22 protein-coding genes are annotated in these 20,417 nt (G+C 41.4%); 18 read left to right on the forward strand and 4 right to left on the reverse strand.

Annotation, left to right across the window (positions count from 1 at the left end):
- The first annotated feature begins 196 nt into the window (after positions 1-196).
- The 11 genes from alaS to HNR53_RS12580 all read left to right on the forward strand — a co-directional run bounded on the left by alaS (position 197) and on the right by HNR53_RS12580 (position 11,696).
- Complete coding sequence (alaS, locus tag HNR53_RS12530) at positions 197-2,797, forward strand: alanine--tRNA ligase (protein WP_377802147.1); 2,601 nt, start codon at positions 197-199, stop codon at positions 2,795-2,797.
- Positions 2,798-2,922: 125 nt separating this feature from the next.
- Positions 2,923-3,186 carry an IreB family regulatory phosphoprotein gene (locus HNR53_RS12535; RefSeq protein ID WP_184526592.1) on the forward strand — a complete coding sequence of 88 codons (264 nt, stop codon included), beginning with the start codon at positions 2,923-2,925 and terminating at the stop codon, positions 3,184-3,186.
- Positions 3,187-3,202: 16 nt separating this feature from the next.
- Positions 3,203-3,622: a Holliday junction resolvase RuvX gene (gene ruvX / locus HNR53_RS12540; RefSeq protein ID WP_184526431.1), complete on the forward strand. Its 420-nt coding sequence runs from the start codon at positions 3,203-3,205 to the stop codon at positions 3,620-3,622.
- A gap of 13 nt (positions 3,623-3,635) precedes the next feature.
- A complete protein-coding gene (locus tag HNR53_RS12545; RefSeq protein ID WP_184526433.1) occupies positions 3,636-3,920 on the forward strand; it encodes a DUF1292 domain-containing protein in 285 nt (94 codons plus the stop codon).
- Positions 3,921-4,040: 120 nt separating this feature from the next.
- Entirely contained in the window at positions 4,041-5,177 is a 1,137-nt protein-coding gene (gene mltG, locus HNR53_RS12550) for an endolytic transglycosylase MltG (protein ID WP_184526435.1), read from the forward strand.
- A gap of 199 nt (positions 5,178-5,376) precedes the next feature.
- A complete protein-coding gene (locus HNR53_RS12555) occupies positions 5,377-6,021 on the forward strand; it encodes an O-methyltransferase (RefSeq protein ID WP_184526437.1) in 645 nt (214 codons plus the stop codon).
- Entirely contained in the window at positions 6,018-6,947 is a 930-nt protein-coding gene (locus HNR53_RS12560; RefSeq protein ID WP_184526439.1) for a U32 family peptidase, read from the forward strand. The genes HNR53_RS12555 and HNR53_RS12560 overlap by 4 nt, the downstream gene beginning before the upstream one ends.
- A gap of 53 nt (positions 6,948-7,000) precedes the next feature.
- Positions 7,001-8,269 carry a peptidase U32 family protein gene (locus HNR53_RS12565; RefSeq protein ID WP_184526441.1) on the forward strand — a complete coding sequence of 423 codons (1,269 nt, stop codon included), beginning with the start codon at positions 7,001-7,003 and terminating at the stop codon, positions 8,267-8,269.
- Positions 8,270-8,515: 246 nt separating this feature from the next.
- Positions 8,516-8,992 carry a transcription elongation factor GreA gene (gene greA, locus HNR53_RS12570; protein WP_184526443.1) on the forward strand — a complete coding sequence of 159 codons (477 nt, stop codon included), beginning with the start codon at positions 8,516-8,518 and terminating at the stop codon, positions 8,990-8,992.
- A gap of 64 nt (positions 8,993-9,056) precedes the next feature.
- A complete protein-coding gene (locus HNR53_RS12575) occupies positions 9,057-10,829 on the forward strand; it encodes a peptidoglycan D,D-transpeptidase FtsI family protein (RefSeq protein ID WP_184526445.1) in 1,773 nt (590 codons plus the stop codon).
- A gap of 168 nt (positions 10,830-10,997) precedes the next feature.
- Positions 10,998-11,696, forward strand: coding sequence for a YrrS family protein (locus tag HNR53_RS12580; RefSeq protein ID WP_246439558.1), 699 nt, complete (start codon positions 10,998-11,000; stop codon positions 11,694-11,696).
- Between the two features lie 20 nt (positions 11,697-11,716).
- On the opposite strand, the gene HNR53_RS12585 is transcribed toward HNR53_RS12580, so the two are convergent.
- Positions 11,717-11,923 carry a YrzA family protein gene (locus HNR53_RS12585; RefSeq protein ID WP_184526448.1) on the reverse strand — a complete coding sequence of 69 codons (207 nt, stop codon included), beginning with the start codon at positions 11,921-11,923 and terminating at the stop codon, positions 11,717-11,719.
- Between the two features lie 349 nt (positions 11,924-12,272).
- Between HNR53_RS12585 and mtnN the strand changes: the two genes are divergently transcribed.
- From mtnN to HNR53_RS12605, 4 genes are all read left to right on the forward strand, one after another.
- Complete coding sequence (gene mtnN / locus HNR53_RS12590) at positions 12,273-12,974, forward strand: 5'-methylthioadenosine/S-adenosylhomocysteine nucleosidase (protein ID WP_184526450.1); 702 nt, start codon at positions 12,273-12,275, stop codon at positions 12,972-12,974.
- Between the two features lie 21 nt (positions 12,975-12,995).
- A complete protein-coding gene (locus HNR53_RS12595; RefSeq protein WP_184526452.1) occupies positions 12,996-13,919 on the forward strand; it encodes a PLP-dependent cysteine synthase family protein in 924 nt (307 codons plus the stop codon).
- Between the two features lie 3 nt (positions 13,920-13,922).
- Positions 13,923-15,059 carry a bifunctional cystathionine gamma-lyase/homocysteine desulfhydrase gene (locus tag HNR53_RS12600; protein WP_184526454.1) on the forward strand — a complete coding sequence of 379 codons (1,137 nt, stop codon included), beginning with the start codon at positions 13,923-13,925 and terminating at the stop codon, positions 15,057-15,059.
- A 278-nt stretch (positions 15,060-15,337) separates the two neighbouring features.
- Complete coding sequence (locus tag HNR53_RS12605) at positions 15,338-15,640, forward strand: YrhC family protein (RefSeq protein ID WP_246439559.1); 303 nt, start codon at positions 15,338-15,340, stop codon at positions 15,638-15,640.
- A gap of 177 nt (positions 15,641-15,817) precedes the next feature.
- Here HNR53_RS12605 and sigK read toward each other — a convergent pair whose 3' ends face one another.
- Both sigK and pssA read right to left on the reverse strand, forming a co-directional pair.
- Positions 15,818-16,537 (reverse strand): RNA polymerase sporulation sigma factor SigK, encoded by a 720-nt coding sequence (gene sigK / locus HNR53_RS12610; RefSeq protein ID WP_184526456.1) that lies wholly within the window; start codon positions 16,535-16,537, stop codon positions 15,818-15,820.
- A 183-nt stretch (positions 16,538-16,720) separates the two neighbouring features.
- Positions 16,721-17,260 (reverse strand): CDP-diacylglycerol--serine O-phosphatidyltransferase, encoded by a 540-nt coding sequence (gene pssA, locus HNR53_RS12615; protein ID WP_184526458.1) that lies wholly within the window; start codon positions 17,258-17,260, stop codon positions 16,721-16,723.
- Between the two features lie 131 nt (positions 17,261-17,391).
- Here pssA and HNR53_RS12620 point away from each other — a divergent pair, with 131 nt between their 5' ends.
- Positions 17,392-18,189 carry a phosphatidylserine decarboxylase gene (locus HNR53_RS12620; protein ID WP_184526460.1) on the forward strand — a complete coding sequence of 266 codons (798 nt, stop codon included), beginning with the start codon at positions 17,392-17,394 and terminating at the stop codon, positions 18,187-18,189.
- Here the strand turns inward: HNR53_RS12620 and sda are convergent.
- Positions 18,178-18,324 carry a sporulation histidine kinase inhibitor Sda gene (gene sda / locus HNR53_RS12625; protein WP_184526463.1) on the reverse strand — a complete coding sequence of 49 codons (147 nt, stop codon included), beginning with the start codon at positions 18,322-18,324 and terminating at the stop codon, positions 18,178-18,180. The two genes, HNR53_RS12620 and sda, sit on opposite strands and share 12 nt — an antisense overlap.
- A 442-nt stretch (positions 18,325-18,766) precedes the next feature.
- On the opposite strand from sda, the gene HNR53_RS12630 reads away from it, so the two are divergent.
- Together HNR53_RS12630 and yqeH are read left to right on the forward strand one after the other, a co-directional pair.
- Positions 18,767-19,282 carry a YqeG family HAD IIIA-type phosphatase gene (locus tag HNR53_RS12630; RefSeq protein WP_184526465.1) on the forward strand — a complete coding sequence of 172 codons (516 nt, stop codon included), beginning with the start codon at positions 18,767-18,769 and terminating at the stop codon, positions 19,280-19,282.
- Between the two features lie 4 nt (positions 19,283-19,286).
- Positions 19,287-20,390: a ribosome biogenesis GTPase YqeH gene (gene yqeH, locus HNR53_RS12635; protein ID WP_184526467.1), complete on the forward strand. Its 1,104-nt coding sequence runs from the start codon at positions 19,287-19,289 to the stop codon at positions 20,388-20,390.
- The last annotated feature ends 27 nt before the right edge of the window (positions 20,391-20,417 follow it).

Genomic DNA, 20,417 nt, shown 5'->3' on the forward strand with positions numbered 1-20,417 from the left:
GTCCGCCGCGTTAAGGCTATATTGAGAGATGAGCGTGTTTGACTGTTCATAATCAGGGTGGTACCGCGAGTAAGCTTCTCGTCCCTGTCTGGGGAAGAGGGCTTTTTTTGTGTGTGACAAAAACTTTCGTTCGCTGATCCATGAAAAAATAGGAGGAAATAGATTGAAAAAGCTTACAGGTTCGCAAATTCGCCAAATGTTTCTTGATTTCTTTAAAGAAAAAGGTCATGCAGTAGAGCCAAGTGCACCGCTTGTTCCGCATGATGATCCGTCACTCTTGTGGATTAACAGCGGGGTAGCAACATTAAAAAAATATTTTGACGGCCGCGTTGTACCGGAAAATCCACGCATTACCAATGCCCAAAAGTCGATTCGTACTAATGATATTGAGAATGTCGGCAAAACAGCCCGCCACCATACATTTTTTGAAATGCTGGGAAACTTCTCGATTGGAAATTATTTTAAAGAAGAAGCCATTGACTGGGCGTGGGAATTCTTAACGGATGAAAAGTGGCTCGGCTTGGAAAAAGATAAGCTTTCCGTCACGATCCATCCTGAGGATGAAGAAGCCTTTCATTTTTGGAAAAAGAAAATCGGGATTCCTGAAGCAAGAATTATCCGCTTAGAAGGAAACTTCTGGGATATTGGTGAAGGTCCAAGCGGTCCAAATACAGAAATATTCTATGATCGCGGTCCTGAATACGGTAACGATCCATCAGATCCTGAAAACTATCCTGGCGGTGAGAATGATCGCTATTTAGAAATTTGGAACTTAGTCTTCTCTGAGTTCAACCATAATCCTGATGGCACTTATACCCCGCTGCCAAAGAAAAATATTGATACAGGGATGGGACTTGAGCGCATCACTTCTGTCCTGCAAAATGTACCGACTAATTTTGATACGGATTTATTTATGCCGATTATTCATGCCACAGAAGAAATCTCCGGGGCAAAATATGGAGCAAGTACAGAACATGATGTCGCTTTTAAAGTAATTGCCGACCATATCAGAACGGTGGCATTTGCGATTGGGGACGGCGCACTGCCTTCTAACGAAGGAAGAGGTTATATCATCCGCCGCCTGCTAAGACGTGCAGTTCGTTATGCAAAACAAATCGGGATTGAACGTCCATTTATGTATGAGTTAGTTTCCGTTGTCGGTGAAATCATGGTTGATTTCTACCCTCAGGTAAAAGAAAATCGTGCCTTCATCGAAAAGGTGATTAAAAATGAAGAAGATCGTTTCCATGAAACATTGCATGAGGGGTTAGCGATTCTTTCCGAAGTGATTAAGCAGGAGAGAAACTCAGGCAGCACAGTCATTTCCGGCGCGGATATTTTCCGTTTATATGATACATTTGGCTTCCCGGTTGAATTAACAGAGGAATATGCGGAAGATGAAGGGATGACCATTGATCATGAAGGATTTGAAGCGGAAATGGAGCAGCAAAGGGAAAGAGCCCGTTCGGCACGCGCTGATGTCGACTCCATGCATGTACAAAGTGGTGTCCTCACGGATATTAAGAATGAGAGTGAGTTTATTGGCTATGACAACCTGGAAGTGACGGCAAATGTCTCAGTGCTGTTAAAAGAAGGTCAGGTGGTTCAAGAAGCGGCGGCAGGAGAAGAAATTCAATTCATCCTTGATAAGACTCCATTCTATGCTGAGAGCGGCGGTCAGATTGCCGATAAAGGTACGATCACAGCTGCCGGAGTTAAGGCTGAAATTCAAGATGTGCAAAAGGCGCCAAATGGACAGCATCTGCATCGTGCCATTGTGACGGAAGGGACTTTAAAGGTCAATACAACTGTACAAGCAGCAATTGATGCAGAAACACGTGCAAAAATTATTAAAAACCATACAGCGACACACTTGCTGCAAAAAGCATTGAAGGAAGTACTGGGATCACACGTTAATCAGGCAGGCTCCTTAGTAGAACCAGATCGTCTGCGCTTTGACTTTTCGCATTTCGGACAAGTACATCCGGAAGAACTGGAAAAAGTGGAGGAAATGGTCAACGAACAAATTTGGAAAAGCATTCATGTGGATATTGATTTTAAAGGGATCAATGAAGCAAGGGAAATGGGAGCAATGGCGCTCTTTGGCGAGAAATATGGCGACATCGTCCGCGTTGTCAAAGTCGGTGATTTCAGTCTTGAACTTTGTGGAGGCTGTCATGTTCCAAATACAGCTGTTATCGGTTTGTTCAAAATTGTGTCAGAAAGCGGCATCGGGGCGGGTACACGCCGAATTGAGGCGGTAACCGGACAGGCGGCATACAATATGTTAAATGAACAAATCGGCTTCTTAAAAGAAGCAGCATCGAAACTAAAAACAAATGTAAAAGATGTACCGGTTAGAATTGAAGCACTGAATACAGAAATCAAACAATTACAGCGTGAAAATGAATCATTAGCAGCGAAATTGGGTAATATTGAAGCGGGAAGTCTCGTTTCAAAAGTCAAGGATATCAATGGTATACCTGTTTTAGCGGCTAAGGTTCAAGCAACAGATATGAATAATCTTCGTAACATGGCAGACGATTTGAAACAGAAACTTCCATCTGCGATTATCGTTCTTGGCAGTCCAGCAGAAGGAAAGGTCAATTTAATTGCCGGAGTATCGAAGGACTTAATTGATAAAGGGTTCCATGCCGGTAAACTAATTAAAGAAGTGGCATCTCGCTGCGGCGGCGGCGGCGGCGGACGTCCAGATATGGCGCAGGCCGGAGGGAAAAATCCGGAACAGCTTGATGCAGCTTTACAATATGTTGAAGAATGGGTAAAATCCGTTTGATAATGTCACAAAGTAGTGTAAAATGTAGGTAACTATAAGTATGGTTGACGGAAGACGAATACATTAGTTATTTCTCATGAATCTATTGATGTTGTTTTTCTTCTACAAAAAGTGAGGTGTAGATGATGAGCTCATTTGATCAAACGATGAGATTCAATTTTCCTGAAGAGCCTGTTGAGCATAATGTGAAAGAAGTTTTGCTTCAAGTCTATGATGCCCTGCAGGAAAAAGGATATAATCCAATAAACCAAATTGTAGGCTACCTGCTATCCGGTGATCCGGCATATATTCCAAGACATCGCGATGCACGAAATAAGATTCGCAAGCTCGAGAGGGACGAAATCATTGAAGAGCTGATGAAATCTTATTTAAAGGAAAATAAGGGATAGAGTAAAGGGGTCATATATGAGGACAATGGGCTTAGATGTTGGCTCCAAAACGGTTGGCGTAGCGATGAGCGATGCGTTTGGCTGGACTGCTCAAGGCTTGAAAACATTAGAAATTAATGAAGCAGAAGAGCAGTATGGCTTTGATGCGATCGGCAGCCTCATTGAAGAATATGAGGTCAATAAAGTAGTGGTAGGTCTGCCAAAAAATATGAATGGCACTATCGGTCCGCGCGGCGAGGCAAGTCAGTTTTATGCCGAGGAGTTACGGAAACGGTTTGGACTCCCGGTTATCCTTTGGGATGAAAGACTGACAACAGTCGCTGCTGAACGGGTGCTTCTCGAAGCGGATGTCAGCCGAAAAAAACGCAAAAAAGTGATTGATAAGATGGCAGCAGCTATGATCCTGCAAGGATATTTAGATAGCCAGTCAAAATGAATGAGGTGATAAAATGAATCACGGCGAAAATAATATTACAGTTGTGGATGATGAGGGAAACGAGCAGCTTTGTGAAGTGCTGTTTACATTTGACTCTGAAGAATTTGGAAAATCATATGTTCTTTACTATCCTGTTGGTAACGATGAGAACGATGATGAAGAGATCGAAATTCATGCATCTGCTTTTACTCCAAATGAAAACGGTGATGACGGCGAATTAATGCCAATTGAAACCGATGCAGAATGGGACTTAGTAGAAGAAATGCTCAATACATTTCTTGACGAAGAGGAAGAGTAATGGATTCAAGCCGGTCATAAAATATGACCGGTCATTTTTTTGTAATTTAATTACTATAGCGTAAAAATATAGTATAATGATTCGAGAAAAAGGCAACACCCTGATGAATGGAGGGGGAAAATGAAGGTTTCCGGCAAGAAAGATGGTAAAAATTCTGATATGACGGAGGAATTAATCGAAAGACAGAATGAAGCAAAGCTTGTGCGTAAGATTGTAACGATTATCTCAGCTTCCTTATTACTCTTAGCGCTGTTGATTTTTGGAGGCGGTTTTTTATACGTACATTCAGCATTAAAACCGGTAGATCCTGACAGTAATCAAAAGATTCTAGTTAAGATCCCAATTGGTTCGGGAGTTTCTACTATTTCCCAAATGCTGGAAGATAGTGGTGTTATCAAGAATGCCCGTGTGTTTAAATATTATGTGAAGTTTAATAATGAAACGGGTTTTATGGCCGGGGAATATGAAATGGAGCCTTCGATGACAATCGAGCAGATTGTCGACAGCTTAAAGACTGGAAAGGTTATGCAGGAAGTGGTATTTAAGATAACGATTCCAGAGGGGAAAAAGCTGGAGGAAATTGCAACGATTATTGCGGAAAAGACGAAACGAAATCAGGAAGATGTTATGAAGCAATTGAATGATCCGATTTTTATTGAAGGGTTAATTGCGAAATATCCGGATGTTTTATCAGAAGAAATGCTTAAACCGACCATTAAATATCCGCTTGAGGGTTATTTGTTTCCTGCCACTTATCCATTTTATACTGAAAACCCTTCGATAGAGGAAATTGTCACAGTCATGCTTGATAAAACAAAATCGGTTGTCGATGATTACCGGGGACAGATGGAAGAAAAACAATTGACTGTGCATGAATTACTTACGATATCGTCTTTAATTGAGGAAGAAGCGACGGAAAAGGTTGACCGCCATAAAATTGCCAGTGTTTTTTATAACCGTATCAAAGCAGGAATGCCGCTTCAGACGGATCCAACGGTATTATATGCCCTTGGGGAGCATAAAGATCGCGTCTATTATAAAGATTTGGAAGTAGATTCACCATACAACACCTATAAAAATACTGGTCTGACTCCTGGTCCGATTGCCAATGCAGGAACATCCTCGATTGAGGCCGCTGTCTCTCCTGCCGAAACCGATTATTTATATTTCTTGGCAACACCGGAAGGGGACGTATTATTCTCGAAAACGAATGATGAGCATAATGTGAAGAAAGAAGAGCATATCAGCAGCCCATAATGATTCAGGTGCGGCAGGGATTATGCACGATACAGAAGCAGAGGATGCTGGGAAGTGGCATTCTTCGCAGAAGTATGATAGAATAACAAGAGTGTTTTTAACGGACGTTGTTAAGTAGCGTAGACACAGGTGTGCGGCGAAGTAGGCAGACCTGTGAAACGCTATTTTTTTCATGCCTAATGGATTGAGGGGACACATATTGCAAAATGATAAGATACATGCTTACATTGAAAACCTAATTCCGGAACGACCGGAATTTTTCATGAAGATGGAGAAATATGCCGCTGATTATCATGTGCCGATTATGGAACCGGCAGGTATGGAAGCGATGCTGCAAATCTTAAGAATATTAGAACCGGAACGTATTTTAGAAGTTGGAACCGCGATTGGATATTCTGCTTTGCGCATGGCCTATGCTGTGCCTGACGTTTCAATCGTGACGATTGAAAGAGATGAGGAACGGGTAGAAATGGCGGAAGAGAATTTCGCCATGTTTGGCAGAGAGCAAATTCATTTAATCAAGGGTGATGCCCTTGAAATGGAAGAAGAGGCGGCTAAATATGCGCCGTATGATGCTATTTTTATTGATGCCGCTAAGGGGCAGTATCAGCGTTTTTTTGAGCTTTATTCCCGTTACTTGACAGAACGCGGTATTATTATTACGGATAATGTATTGTTTAAAGGCCTGGTTGCCGAGGAAACAATTGAACATAAACGAACAAACGGGCTCGTCAAGAAAATCAAACACTTCAATGAGTGGCTGATGAGCCATCCTGATTACGATACGGTGATTTTACCGGTAGGTGACGGAGTTGCAATAAGCAAGAAGGGGTGTAAAGGGTGAATAAACCAGAATTATTAGTAACACCAACAAATGTAGATGATATCCTGCCATTGATTGATGCTGGGGCTGATGCATTTGTGATCGGAGAACAACGATATGGTTTGCGGATAGCAGGGGAATTTTCTCGTGAGGATGTGGAAAAGGTTATTGCCATCGCTCATGAAAAAGGAAAAAAAGTGTATGTGGCAATGACGGCATTGTTTCATAATGACAAAGTGCCCGAGCTCGGCGGCTACTTAGAGTTCGTGGATCATGCAGGTGCCGATGCCGTTATTTTTGGCGATCCGGCGGTTTTAATGGCCGCAAAAGAGGCGGCGCCGAATTTACCGCTGCATTGGGATACAGAGAAATTGGCAACAAATTGGTATACATGTAACTACTGGGGACGTAAAGGTGCCAAACGTGCCGTAGCTGCCCGGGAAATCAACATGGATGCCATCATCGAAATGAAGGAACATGCGGAAGTAGAAATTGAAGTCCAGGTGCATGGGATGTTGAACATGTTTCAATCGAAGCGATCGCTCTTAGGCAATTATTTTGAATATCAGGGGAAATCCCTTGAAGTGCAAAACCGTAAATATGAAAAAGATATGTTTCTTCATGATAAAGAAAGGGGAAATAAATACCCTGTTTTTGAAGATGAAAATGGAACCCATATCATGAGTCCTGCTGACCTTTGTATCATTGATGAATTGCAGGACTTGATTGAGGCGGGCGTAGATTCCTTTAAAATCGATGGTATTCTGCAAAGCCCAGAATATATTTATGCTGTAACAAAGCTTTACCGTCAGGCGATTGATACCTGCGTGGAAGATCCGGATGCATATGAAGATATGAAGAATGAATGGGTGGAGAAAATAGAAGAAATTCAACCGCCGCACCGTCCGCTAGATACAGGCTTTTTCTTTAAAGAAACGGTTTATTAATAGATAAGCGAACGTACAGGAATGAAATTTTTAAACAAGGAAAGGGGATTAAGATGACCATTGTCAGAGAACCGATTTCACAAATCGTGGACGGTAAGCGGGTTATTGTCAAAAAGCCGGAATTGCTGGCACCTGCCGGGAATCTTGAAAAATTAAAAATTGCCGTTCACTACGGTGCCGATGCTGTATTTATCGGCGGACAGGAATACGGTCTTCGTTCAAATGCGGATAATTTTACATTTGAAGAAATGAAGGAAGGCGTGGAGTTCGCCAAGAAATATGGAGCAAAAGTATATGTAACAACCAATATTATTGCCCATAATGAGAATATTGCCGGCTTGGAAGAATATATGCTTGGTCTAAAAGAGGCCGGCATACATGGGATTATTGTTGCCGATCCATTAATCATTGAAACGTGTAAAAGACTGGCACCGGAAATTGAAGTGCATTTAAGCACACAGCAATCCTTATCCAATTGGAAAGCAGTCCAATTCTGGAAGGAAGAAGGGCTGCAGCGTGTTGTTTTGGCACGTGAAACGAGTGCTGAGGAAATCCGGTTAATGAAAGAAAAAGTAGATATCGAAATTGAAACATTCGTCCATGGTGCGATGTGTATTGCCTATTCTGGCCGCTGCACTCTGAGCAACCACATGACGGCGCGGGATTCAAACCGCGGCGGATGCTGTCAGTCATGCAGATGGGATTATGATCTTTATCAGCGGGATGAAAACGAAGAGGTTCCATTATTTGCTGCAGAAGATTCACCATTTGCCATGAGCCCGAAGGATTTGACCTTAGTTCAATCAATTCCTAAGATTGTTGAATTAGGAATCGACAGTATGAAGGTTGAAGGACGAATGAAGTCGATTCACTACATTGCCACCGTTGTGAGCGTCTATCGAAAAGTCATTGACACCTACTGTGCCGATCCGGACCATTTTGTGATTCAGCAGGAATGGCTTGATGAATTGGAAAAATGTGCGAATCGGGAAACCGCTCCGGCATTTTTCGAAGGGGTACCGGGGTATAAAGAGCAAATGTTTGGTAATCATAGCAAAAAGACAAGCTTCGATTTTGCCGGACTTGTTCTAGATTATGATCCTGAAACAAGTATCGTTACGCTCCAGCAGCGGAACCATTTTAAACCGGGGCAGGAAGTTGAATTCTTCGGACCTGAAATTGAGAACTTTACTCAAACAATAGAGAAGATTTGGGATGAGGATGGACAGGAATTAGATGCGGCACGCCACCCGCTGCAAATTGTAAAATTCAAAGTGGCTAAACCGGTATATCCGAATAATATGATGAGAAAAGAACTTTAACTTTAAATATTAATAACATTTAGCGATGATTATTACAAAACGGCAAAATTACATGTTAACCAATTGCATAATCTTACGTTTTGTGCAACAATAGCATAAATATAAAAATTCCATTAGTGATGCAAAATAAATGTGCGCGTTCTAGAAAGAACGCGCATGTATATATTTTAATCAATAGCAGATTTTGCACTTATTTATTACTACACCATCTATTGGGTTTGTGAATACTAGAAGGAGTGAAGGGTTTTGGCAATAGAAAAAGAATTTCCAATGACGCAAGCTGGGAAAGAAAAGCTTGAACAAGAACTAGAACAATTGAAAACGGTTAAACGGAAAGAAGTGGTAGAGCGGATTAAGATTGCCCGCAGTTTCGGTGACTTATCCGAGAACTCTGAATATGATTCCGCAAAAGAAGAACAAGCTTTTGTGGAAGGTCGTATTACAACACTTGAAAATATGATCCGCAATGCAAAAATTATTTCCGAAGCTGAATTAAGCCGTGATACGGTTTCATTAGGAAGCTCTGTAACCTTCATCGAACTTCCGGATGGAGAGGAAGAAACCTACTCGATCGTGGGTAGTGCGGAAGCAGATCCATTTGAAGGGAAAATATCCAATGATTCACCAATTGCAAAAAGCCTCTTAGGCCGTAAAATTGGAGAAGAAGTATCAGTATCCACTCCAGGCGGAGAAATGAATGTTCGAATTATTTCCATTAAATAATTTGGCATGATCTGTTTATAAAAACCACACCTCGTCAACACTTTTGACGAGGTGTTTATTATTTATGTGGAAGAAAAGAGCCGTCTTTATTATATGTCTGTTTTTCATTTGCTTTTCATTATTGTTAGGAAGATTAATGCAGCTCCAGCTGTTTGCAACAGAACATTTCTCAAAGCATAAGGTTAATTTACTGCAGGAAAGTGTTGCACAGCGCTCACAGGAGATCGTCATAGACAGCGGTCGAGGCGGGTTTCTCGATAAAAACGGTAATCCGTTAACGCATCAATATATTCCGGTTTTGATCTTGTTTCCTTTTTTAAAGAAATCGGAATGGGATGCTATGAAGGTGGCAGACATCCTTGGAGTTTCCAAGAATTCATTGACGGCGGAGGTTCAGAGGGCGAAAGAACCCTTTGTCTTCGGGACACCGAAGCCCCTTACTTTAACAAACAAACAGATGAAAGAAATAAACGGATTGCAAATTCCGGGAGTGTTTGCTGTAGAGAAAAAAGTTGAATTGCAGAATGACCTTGCGGAGCACCTAATTGGCATTACCGGGGAAAATAAACAGCTGTTGTCATCCAGATATCCGGGTAAGAATATTTCAGGGAAAACAGCGATCGGTTTGACGGGGATGGAGAAAAGCTTTGATGAGTTCCTGCTTCCGGAAGGGGAAGCTAAGCTTGTCTTTCATGTTGATGCAAGTGGCGGTCCCCTCTTTGGAATTAATGTAAAGTATGTGGAACCGGCAAATCCATTTTACCCGATCAATGTGAAAACAACGATTGATTCCGACCTGCAGCGGAAGGCCGAAGAACTTGTTGATCAGTATGGGATAAAAAAAGGCGGATTGGTCCTTTTAGATATTGAAACCAACTCTGTGCTTGCCCTCGTTTCCCGGCCGGAAATTAACCGCAAGGACCCGTTTAATGAGCATACGGGCGGTATTACCAATGTGATGTTAAAGCAGCAAATCACAGGTTCAATTTTTAAAACGGTTGTTGCTGCAGCCGCCATCGATCATCAGCTTGATGACCCGACACGCCTGTTTAATTGCAGCAGAAAAATCAATGGGGAGCCGGATCTTCAGTATCAGTACGGGATGCTTAATTTTTCCGAAAGCTTTGCAAGAAGCTGTAATAATACATTTGCTACCCTGGCTAAAGAATTACAGAAGCTGGATGTAAACATCCTTGAGGAATATGCTAATAAGCTCTCTATTACCGGACCGGTCGGCTGGCAGGGAGACATTTATCATTTTGAGGATTTTAAACAGATGCCAGAGGAAGAGAATGGGCGTGTTTTTCTAACTGAGGAAGCAAAAAAGGACCCGAATTTTGCGGCATTGACAGGAATCGGTCAACATGAGGTGAGGGCAACACCGCTGGCTGTAGCGAATATGATGGCGACGATTGCCAGGGGCGGAAAAAAAGAAATGGTTCGATTTTCGTCGAAAATTGAGTATAAAAACGGGGCGTCTCTGCTTAGTTTTAAGGAGCAGGAACTTCAAGGAGACACGATTTCTCCTTATACAGCATCAAAGCTGCAGAAGCTCCTTCGTGAAGTAGTAATGAACAAGGAGGGGACAGGAAGGTGGTTTCAAAATCTGCCGTTTGAAGTCGCGGGAAAATCAGGAACAGGTGAAACCGGAAAATATACAAAGGATGGGGAACAACTCCATAACAAATGGTTTGCCGGCTATTTCCCTTTTCATAAACCGAAGTATGCCCTTGTTACAGTCAATCTAGATGTGCGCTCCAATGAAGGCGGAGTGAATCCATTGTTCGCGGATATGGTAAATTTCGTATATAAAAGCGATCAGGAAAATGCCAAATAATTCCTTTTGTTCTTTTCAATTGTGGAACCTTGTGATATAGTATACTACATTTAATGAGGGACTCTGTTAATAGCCTCCTTTGTATAAGGTAGAAAAGGCTTATGATTTGATAGGGAGGCAGCTCCGACTGTACAATATGTACAAGCAGCTATTTTTTGAGAGAGGAGAATGATGATGAAAGACGAGCAGCAACCTTTTCACAATTCTCGTATAAAGCAAAGAGAGAAGAGACGTAAAACGAATATTATTTTAAACAGCTTGATTGTGATTGTATTGTTACTAATTGTCATCGTTTCAGTACAGATTTTTTTTAAGGATGACAAAAAGACTGCTTCTGTTGCCACTGAAGAGCAAGTGGCGACAGAGAAGGAGCCTGGTACTTTAGAGCATTCGAACAAGGCTGACAAAGCGGATGATATAAATAAGGACACTGCTTCAGCAGAAAATAGAAATAAAACGGCAGCATCAAAGGATAATGAAGACGAAAAGAATCCAGCAGATAAAGACAGTGATAAAAAGGATGCAAAGGTGAAAGAGGACAGTGAAATCGTTACTGAAGGCGGAAATGACCCGGATGTGAAGAAAACGATTGTAAACCCTGCTTGGGAACCTGTCGGCACCGCTCAGACCGGGGAACACTCCAATAGTTACGGCGGTGTTGACTGGGATGAAATGGTACAGGCGATTAGTTATGCAACCGGGATTGATCAAGGCAATATGACCATTCATTACCTCGGCAACAATGGAGAGAATAAATCTGTTGGTACGATCCAGGCGAAGGATACGAAACAGAAATATCGTGTTTACATTGAATGGGTGGATGAAAAAGGCTGGAAGCCGACGTTAGTCGAAGAATTAACAGAGTAAAGTGGAGATAAGACTCCACTTTATTTTTTTGCTTTGAAATGAACCACTGCGGAGTAAAAAGGCTTTCCATTTTCATCAACATGCATTTGATGGGAAACGGAATGGACACTTATAAGCAGAGCCTTGTTATGATCAATTTGCTCATTAATTTTCTTTTCCAGTGTTTTGAGGTCATTTCCTGCAAAAAATTCAATTTTATCCTCGATTAAATCAAATTTAAAATCCATATAGACTCATCCTTTCGGTTGCACTCTGCCCCTCCATTTTAACGCACTTTTAAATCTGGATACAATCTAAAAGACTGCTGAAAGCTTCTGCTATAGAAAGATGCTTCCAAGTGGTGGTAAAATAGTGGTTGCGGAAGCCAGCAAAGAATTTGTTTTCACTGTTTTTTTAAAGGTACATAAAGTATTGAAAAATTGTTTATCGTTTAGCAGAAGACATGCAGCGTGAATACTATAAACTATAGCGGTATTCTCATCTATTTTCGTAAACGAAAGACACTTATCGAATGGGAATAAAACAATGATTTTGTCTGGGTTGAAATAAAAAGATAAAGAGAGGTTAAATAATACAATGAAAATCGCAATTATTGGAGCAATGGAAGAAGAAGTAGTTTTATTAAGAGACAAGATAGAGAACAAAACAGTGGAAGTGATAGCAGGTTGTGAATATACTTCCGGCATGATGAATGGTGTTGAGGTTGTTTTGCTTCGATCCGGAATTGGAAAAGTAAATGCAGCCATGTCAACAACGATTTTACTCGATAAATACCAGCCTGATTTTGTCATTAATACAGGTTCAGCCGGCGGTTCAGAGGAGAGTTTAAATGTTGGGGATATCGTGATTTCTACAGAGGTGCGCCATCATGATGTTGATGTAACTGCATTTGATTATGAGTATGGCCAAGTACCACAACTGCCGCCCGCTTTTCTTGCTGATGAGGAATTGGTTAAAGTCGCTTGGGAAGGGGCCAAGGAACTTCAAGGGGTTCAGGTTGTGCAGGGATTAATTGCATCAGGAGATATTTTTGTCAATGAACTGGCAGTAGTTGAAAATATTCGTGATAAGTTCAATGTAGTTAAGGCGGTTGAAATGGAAGCTGCAGCCATTGCACAGGTATGCTATCAATTTGGAGTTCCTTTTGTCATTATTCGTTCTCTGTCTGATATTGCCGGAAAGGAATCGAATATTTCTTTTGATCAGTATCTAGAAAAAGCAGCTCTTCATTCTGCAAATCTTGTGATGAAAATGGCGGCGTTGTTGAAAGTACGGTAAGGGCAAAAGGGGAGGAGCTTTTTGCAGATTTTTCATAATGTCCATGAGTTAATTGGGAATACGCCTGTAGTTGAAATCAGTCAATTTCCCTTAAAACAAGGGGTACGCTTATTTGCGAAGCTGGAATATTTGAATCCCGGCGGCAGTGTGAAGGACCGCTTGGGGATGGAACTACTGGAGGATGCCTTCCAAAGCGGGAAGCTGCGAAAGGGAGGAACGTTGATTGAGCCAACAGCAGGTAATACAGGAATCGGATTAGCACTTGCAGCCATTAACCATGATATTAACGTTCTCCTAGTCGTCCCTGAAAAGTTTAGTATTGAAAAACAAACCATTATGAAAGCTTTAGGTGCATCCATTGTGACAACCCCGGCAGAAAAAGGAATGAAGGGGGCAATTGAAAAGGCTCAGGAACTGGCAGGTGTTATTCCAGGGGCTTATTGTCCGCAGCAATTCGCTAACCGCGCCAACCCGGCAACCTATTATAAGACATTAGGACCTGAGCTGTGGGAAACAATGGAAGGCCGTATTGATGTCTTTATAGCAGGAGCCGGAACTGGCGGTACTTTTATGGGAACATCGCGTTTTTTAAAAGAAAAAAACCCTGAAATTAAAACTGTCATCGTCGAACCAGAAGGATCCATCTTAAACGGAGGAACGCCCGGTCCGCATAAAACAGAGGGAATTGGAATGGAGTTTCTGCCTGAATACATGGATCCCGCTTACTTTGATCAAATATATACCGTTTCGGATAAAGCCGCCATCCACTATGTCAAGGAAGCGGCTGTTAAAGCAGGGCTGCTAATAGGCAGCTCATCCGGTGCTGCACTATTTGCAGCTTTAGAAGAAGCAGCTATTGCGGCTTCGGGCAGCCATATTGTTGTCGTATTTCCGGATGGAAGTGAACGTTATTTGAGCAAAAAGATTTATGAAGGCGGGGTATGACGAATGAAGCGGAAAACAAAACTGATTCATGGCGGGATTGCGGAGGATCCACAGACAGGTGCGGTGTCTGTACCCATTTATCAGGTAAGTACCTATAAACAGGACGGAATCGGCGGGCATAAGGGGTACGAATATTCCCGCACTGGCAACCCGACAAGACATGGAGTAGAAGAATTAATCAAGGATTTGGAAGGCGGCACAGCCGGATTTGCCTTTGGCTCCGGAATGGCAGCTATTACGGCCGTTGTGATGCTGTTAAACAGCGGGGATCATATCATACTGACAGATGACGTCTATGGCGGAACCTTCCGTGTGATCACAAAGGTATTGAACCGTTTTGGGATAGAGTATAGCTTTGTTGATTCGAGTGCCATGGAAAAGGTGGAAAAAGGAATCCGTAAAAATACGAAAGCCATCTTCATCGAAACTCCGACTAACCCATTATTAAAGATTACGGATATTGCGGCAGCGGCTCGGCTGGCGAAGAAACATCAGCTGTTGACGATTGTCGATAATACATTTGCCACCCCTTACTGGCAGAACCCGCTGGAACTTGGTGCCGATATTGTCCTCCACTCGGCAACGAAATATTTAGGCGGTCATAGCGATGTTGTTGCCGGGCTTGCTGTCGTGAATAGCCAGGAATTAGCCAAGGAGCTTCATTTTATCCAAAATTCGACTGGCGCGGTTCTTGGACCGCAGGATTCATGGCTTTTAATGAGAGGAATCAAAACCCTTGCAGTCAGAATGGAAGAGCATGAAAAAAATACAAAGGTGATTACGGACTTTCTTCTGCAGCATCCAGCGGTCGCACAAGTCTATTATCCTGGTCTTGAATCGCATCCGGACCACAGGACGGCAAAGCAGCAATCACGCGGTTTCGGAGGCATGGTTTCTTTTGATACAGGAAGCGGGGAAAAGGCGGAAAGGCTCCTGAAAAAAGTGAAACTCTTTACGCTGGCGGAAAGCCTTGGTGCCGTCGAGAGTTTAATCTCTCTTCCCGCTAAAATGACGCATGCTTCCATTCCAGCTGAAAGACGTGCAGAACTCGGAATCACAGATGGTCTTGTCCGGATCTCCGTTGGCCTAGAAGATGTCGAGGATCTAATCGAAGACTTAACCCATGCTCTGGAAGACTAAATCCAACACAAGAAAAGAGGTAGGAAATCTGGTCGTCAAACCAGAAATCACACCTCTTTTATTTTTCCCATAAACCCAAAAATCATTGAAGGCTGGGAAAAGCCGCAAACTAAACAAATAAAAGTACTGCGTCCAAATTCATCCTCACCACAGAGTGAAGCCAAGCTTCACGAACCCTCTAAGCCCTGCCATCCAAAAACCCCATGATTGTTATTATTTACATACGCCTGCTATTTGTTATTTATGATACAGTAGTCTAGTAGATTAGCAGTATACTTATGATTGGTATCATGGATAAAGCGGGTGACCAAATGCAGAGGGTAAAGCAATATTACGAAAAAATGATTGATTTTAAAGGTTATGGGATTGTGACGCTTTGTGCCAGCATTTTTTTCTATTTGGGACTTATCATTCCTTCAGCAGCGAAAAGTCAAATCGAGATCACGGTGATGATGGCGGGTTCCATTGTTTTTCTATTTGGTTCAATCTTCTTCTTTTCCTCTTCCACGACCTATCGCAAAAAGCTTCTGGAAACAGAAGAAGGTCAAGAATATTTATTTAAAAAGGAAAATATCTCATAAAGCGTTCTTTCATGAAAACATGTACTTTGGGCAAGCTATAGATATTCATCAAAGGGGTGGAATAGATGTTGTTGATGGTGTTGTCTTTTAGCGTTTGCAGTGTCATTGGCTGTATTATTGCCGCGGAAGTAAGTGCTGAATAGGGCCGCAATGGTCCTTTTTCTTTCTTATCCCAAGCTAGTCAAATCGTTTGCGTTTTTCTTTTTCTGCGCGGTAGAATTCGTGAAACATCTTCATCAATGCCCTTTTCTCGATCCTTGATACATAGCTCCGCGAAATTCCAAGTTCTTTGGCAATTTCCCGCTGTGTTTTCTCCTTCTGAAGATCAAGACCAAAACGGCCGATAATCACTTCTTTTTCTCGTTCATCCAGGACATCGATATACTCCTTCACTTTTTCAAGCTCCATATTCAGCTGAATGGTATTCACGACGTCTTCTGATTCAGATTTCAGGACATCAATTAACGATATTTCATTCCCTTCTTTATCCTGGCCAATTGGGTCGTGTAAAGAAACGTCTTTCTTTGTTTTCTTTAATGCTCTTAAGTGCATCAGGATTTCATTCTCAATACATCGTGCTGCATAGGTGGCTAGTTTTGTTCCCTTTCCTTCAGAATAGCTTTCAATCGCTTTAATGAGCCCAATCGTCCCGATGGAAATTAAATCTTCTGCATCTTCACCTGTATTTTCAAATTTTTTCACAATATGGGCCACGAGACGTAAATTATGTTCAATCAGCATATTCCGGGCGTGGGAATCGCCTTCAGCCATTAATTGCAGAAATTTCTTTTCCTCTGCAGGAGACAGCGGCTGCGGAAAGGCATTGTTTTTCACATAGGAAACGAGAAAAATGATTTCTTTAATGATGTAGCCCAGTGCTGTAAGAAGTCCGGACATGAAATCACCTCCACATGATCATGCAGACTGTTAACTAATGTGTATGTTATAAACAGCAAGTATTTGCCTGTCCAGCAAAAATAAACAAGTTCATACTATGCGGCAGGCGGAAAAATAAAAAATAAAAAATCCACTATAGCGGAGGAGCTTTCGCTTAGTGGATTTTTTTGTTGGGTATCATTGTTAAACTTTTTTCATACGGAAGGAACTGACCATTAATAATGAAAGGACTATCATGATAAAGGGAAAAAGTGATGATGGGAAATACGGAATCGCTAAAAAGCTTAATGTTGCTAAACAGCCTGCAGCAGTGATCGGCAGTCCGGTAAAATACCCGTTATTGTCAGAAATATTAAAACGGGCAAGACGGAAAGCACCGCAGCCAATATAGAAAACAGCGAAAAATGCCCCAGGTGCTCCAAAGTCAGATAAAATACCTTGATATAATAATATTGCAGGTGCCACGCCAAATGATATAATATCACTCATAGAATCTAATTGTTTACCAAGGTCTGACTCAATGTTTAATTTTCTTGCCGTCATGCCATCGAAGCGATCGAGCAATGCCGCAATAAAGATAAGCAGCAAACTTAAATTTAGTTCGCCCCTGACAGATGCCATAATAGAAAATCCACCCAGTGATAGATTTCCTAATGTCAAGACATTTGCCGTTTGAGATTTAAACTTTTTTATTGTCTGATCGACAATATGTAATAAAAACATTCTCCTCACTCCTTTATTTCGGGAAAGGAATTGCTCCACAATGTGTATTATCTATTGATATTCTATTTTAAAATTTTTATGACAAATAGTAAAGCGAAAATCAGAGAAATCTTTTTGGAGGTTGGAATAAATTGCTGCAGGTCATGTATCGTTGTTTCATTGAATTAACCAATAGAAAGTGGACTTCGCAGTTGCTGGCAAGATTCTCAAAATCTGAGAAAAGCAGGATTTTCATTCCTTCTTTTGCTCATGTTTATAAAATAAATCAGGATGAAATGGAAATGCCGCTTAGCGAATATCGATCACTTCATGATTTTTTTATTCGAAATTTAAAGCAAGACGCAAGAAAGGTTGACCAGAATCAAGCTGCTGTCGTCAGTCCGGTTGATGCTGTCATTGAAGACATCGGAATGATTACAATGGACCAGCAAATAATGGTGAAGGGGAAAAGCTATTCCATTTCTGAAATGCTCGGCGGTTTGTCCCGGGCAAAAAAATATCAAAATGGAACGTATATGATTTTTTATCTGAGTCCGAGCGACTATCATCGAATCCATAGCCCTGTCAACGGAAGAGTGGCAGAACAGTGGTCATTGGGGTCATCTTCTTATCCTGTCAATAAATATGGTCTAAAGTACGGCAAAAGCCCGCTTTCGAAAAATTACCGGACGATTACTGAGGTAAAACTGGCTGATCGCTCGTTAGCCATTGTGAAAGTAGGCGCCATGTTTATCAATTCTATAGAAATTCAAGACTTAGGTGAAGACTTAGAAAAGGGAATGGAAATGGCTTATTTCACATTCGGATCCACGGTTGTCCTGCTGTTTGAAAACGGACTATTTGAAATATCTCCTGCGATTCAGATTCCATGTGCCATTCACGTTGGCGAATGCATCGGTTATATTCGGGATGAGAATTCAGGCTTGTGAAGAGATAGTCATGATGGGATAGATGGAACGTCGATTAAGTTCTTTTTCAAGTAAGCGGATAAAATCAAGGCTCAAGTCTAATTCCTTGGCTTTAAAGTAAGTTTCAATAAGCAGCTCGTCTGACAATTTGCGCATGTCAGAAGTCACCTCCATTTTTTTGCTAATTGTGCAGATAATAGTTAGTAATTAGCAAATGCCATGAAATGGTTCTAAGACGTAACATAAAACCATATTCTATTCAGCAGGTCTGGTTCGTATTCTTACTTTATCAAAATTGAATCTTAAGAACAATCGTTCCTTTATCCACAGGGATGGGTGGATAAGTTGTGAATATTTTGTTAATAAATAGAATGAGCTAAACTGAATGAACGTTTATTTTGTGCATAAAGTTATCCACAAAATAAGGAACTGTTGATTACTGTCGAAAAGTTTTCAAGTTTCTACCAAAAACGCCATATCCCGCAGAAACATTTTGAAAGTATTTATAAAATTGGTTATGATGTTTAAGGTAATATAGAGTAATATTGACATAATTGGAATTTTGCTTTAGGAAATTCATTTAGAGGTGTAGACAATAGTGTTGAAACAATTTCTTCCAAATCAACATGTAAAAAGTATTTTGGATATTCAAGCAAAAGACTTGAAGGAAAACGGGATCAAGGGAATTATTACCGATCTTGATAATACGCTTGTAGAATGGGATCGCCCAAATGCCACGCCCCACGTTGTCGAGTGGTTTGAGAAAATGAAACAGCATGATATAAAAGTAACGATCGTATCGAATAATGATGTAAAAAGAGTCAAAGCTTTTTCTGATCCCTTGCAAATCCCTTTTGTTTACCGTGCCCGTAAGCCATTGACACATGCTTTTCTGCATGCCGTAAAACAAATGAACTTAAAAAAAGAAGAAACCGTTGTGATTGGAGACCAGCTGTTAACCGATATTTTTGGCGGGAACCGCAGCGGCTTTAAAACGATTTTAGTCGTACCGGTATCACAAACGGATGGACTGGCCACACAATTTAATCGCTTTGTCGAGAGAAGAATGCTGAATTGGTTTAGAAAAAAGGGCATGTTACAATGGGAGGAATAAAGCTTTGAGTGAACAATATTCATGTGTCGGATGCGGTGTACAGATTCAAACGGAAAATCCTGCAGCTTTGGGCTATGCACCCCCGTCCGCTTTGCAAAAGGAAATCATTATCTGCCAAAGATGCTTTCGGTTAAAGCATTACAATGAAATTCAGGATGTCAGCTTAACAGATGATGACTTCTTACGAATTTTAAATGAAATCGGTAAACGCGATTGCTTAATTGTTAAGATTGTCGATATTTTTGATTTTAACGGAAGCTGGCTCCCAGGGCTGCACCGCTTTGTCGGAAAAAATAAAGTGCTGCTGATTGGCAATAAAGTGGATTTGCTCCCGAAATCAGTGAAGCCGAACAAGCTGATTAATTGGATGAAAGGGCAGGCAAAAGAACTGGGGTTGAAGACCGCCGATGTTCTATTGGTCAGTGCGCAAAAGGGATATTCAATGAAGGAAGCAGCAGCGGCGATTGATGAATACAGAGATGGGAAAGATGTCTATATTGTCGGCTGTACAAATGTCGGCAAGTCTACTTTTATCAACCGGATTTTAAAAGAAGTAACCGGTGAAGGAGATATTATTACCACTTCTCATTTCCCGGGTACAACACTCGATATCATTGAAATTCCGCTTGCAGATGGAAAAGCACTGGTGGATACACCGGGAATCATCAATCACCATCAAATGGCACACTTTGTGAATAAAAACGATTTGAAAATCATCACACCGAAAAAAGAGATTAAACCTAGAGTTTACCAGTTAAACGAAGGGCAAACTTTATTTATTGGCGGTCTTGGACGGTTTGATTATATCAAAGGCGGAAGAAGATCTTTTTCTTGTTATTTTTCGAATGAACTTACGATTCACCGGACAAAGCTGGAAAATGCGGATGAATTGTATGAACGGCAAAAGGGAGAATTGCTGGTTCCACCTGGAAAAGACGAACAAGCTGATTTTCCTGAATTGGTTCGGTATGAATATTCGATTAAAGAAGGAAAAATGGACATTGTATTTTCCGGTCTTGGCTGGATTACTGTAAACGATCCCGGTGCGGTCATAGCGGCATATGCACCAAAAGGAGTACATTCACTTATCAGAAAATCATTAATTTAGCCTTAACTCGGTGTTCGTTCATAAGCG

Origin of the sequence: Bacillus benzoevorans (assembly GCF_014207535.1) — a bacterium.
Taxonomy (GTDB): Bacteria; Bacillota; Bacilli; order Bacillales; family Cytobacillaceae; genus Bacillus_BD; species Bacillus_BD benzoevorans.

Bases quoted from the DNA above. Each gene is read 5' to 3' on its own strand.
- ruvX (WP_184526431.1), top strand. From the start codon at position 3,203: ATGAGGACAATGGGCTTAGATGTTGGCTCCAAAACGGTTGGCGTAGCG.
- HNR53_RS12545 (WP_184526433.1), top strand. From the start codon at position 3,636: ATGAATCACGGCGAAAATAATATTACAGTTGTGGATGATGAGGGAAAC.
- alaS (WP_377802147.1), top strand. From the start codon at position 197: ATGTTTCTTGATTTCTTTAAAGAAAAAGGTCATGCAGTAGAGCCAAGT.
- mltG (WP_184526435.1), top strand. From the start codon at position 4,041: ATGAAGGTTTCCGGCAAGAAAGATGGTAAAAATTCTGATATGACGGAG.
- HNR53_RS12585 (WP_184526448.1), bottom strand. From the start codon at position 11,923: ATGGATTTTAAATTTGATTTAATCGAGGATAAAATTGAATTTTTTGCA.
- pssA (WP_184526458.1), bottom strand. From the start codon at position 17,260: ATGTTTTTATTACATATTGTCGATCAGACAATAAAAAAGTTTAAATCT.
- mtnN (WP_184526450.1), top strand. From the start codon at position 12,273: ATGAAAATCGCAATTATTGGAGCAATGGAAGAAGAAGTAGTTTTATTA.
- HNR53_RS12575 (WP_184526445.1), top strand. From the start codon at position 9,057: ATGTGGAAGAAAAGAGCCGTCTTTATTATATGTCTGTTTTTCATTTGC.
- sda (WP_184526463.1), bottom strand. From the start codon at position 18,324: ATGCGCAAATTGTCAGACGAGCTGCTTATTGAAACTTACTTTAAAGCC.
- HNR53_RS12605 (WP_246439559.1), top strand. From the start codon at position 15,338: ATGATTGGTATCATGGATAAAGCGGGTGACCAAATGCAGAGGGTAAAG.
- HNR53_RS12565 (WP_184526441.1), top strand. From the start codon at position 7,001: ATGACCATTGTCAGAGAACCGATTTCACAAATCGTGGACGGTAAGCGG.
- HNR53_RS12535 (WP_184526592.1), top strand. From the start codon at position 2,923: ATGAGCTCATTTGATCAAACGATGAGATTCAATTTTCCTGAAGAGCCT.
- HNR53_RS12580 (WP_246439558.1), top strand. From the start codon at position 10,998: ATGATGATGAAAGACGAGCAGCAACCTTTTCACAATTCTCGTATAAAG.
- HNR53_RS12600 (WP_184526454.1), top strand. From the start codon at position 13,923: ATGAAGCGGAAAACAAAACTGATTCATGGCGGGATTGCGGAGGATCCA.
- sigK (WP_184526456.1), bottom strand. From the start codon at position 16,537: ATGTCCGGACTTCTTACAGCACTGGGCTACATCATTAAAGAAATCATT.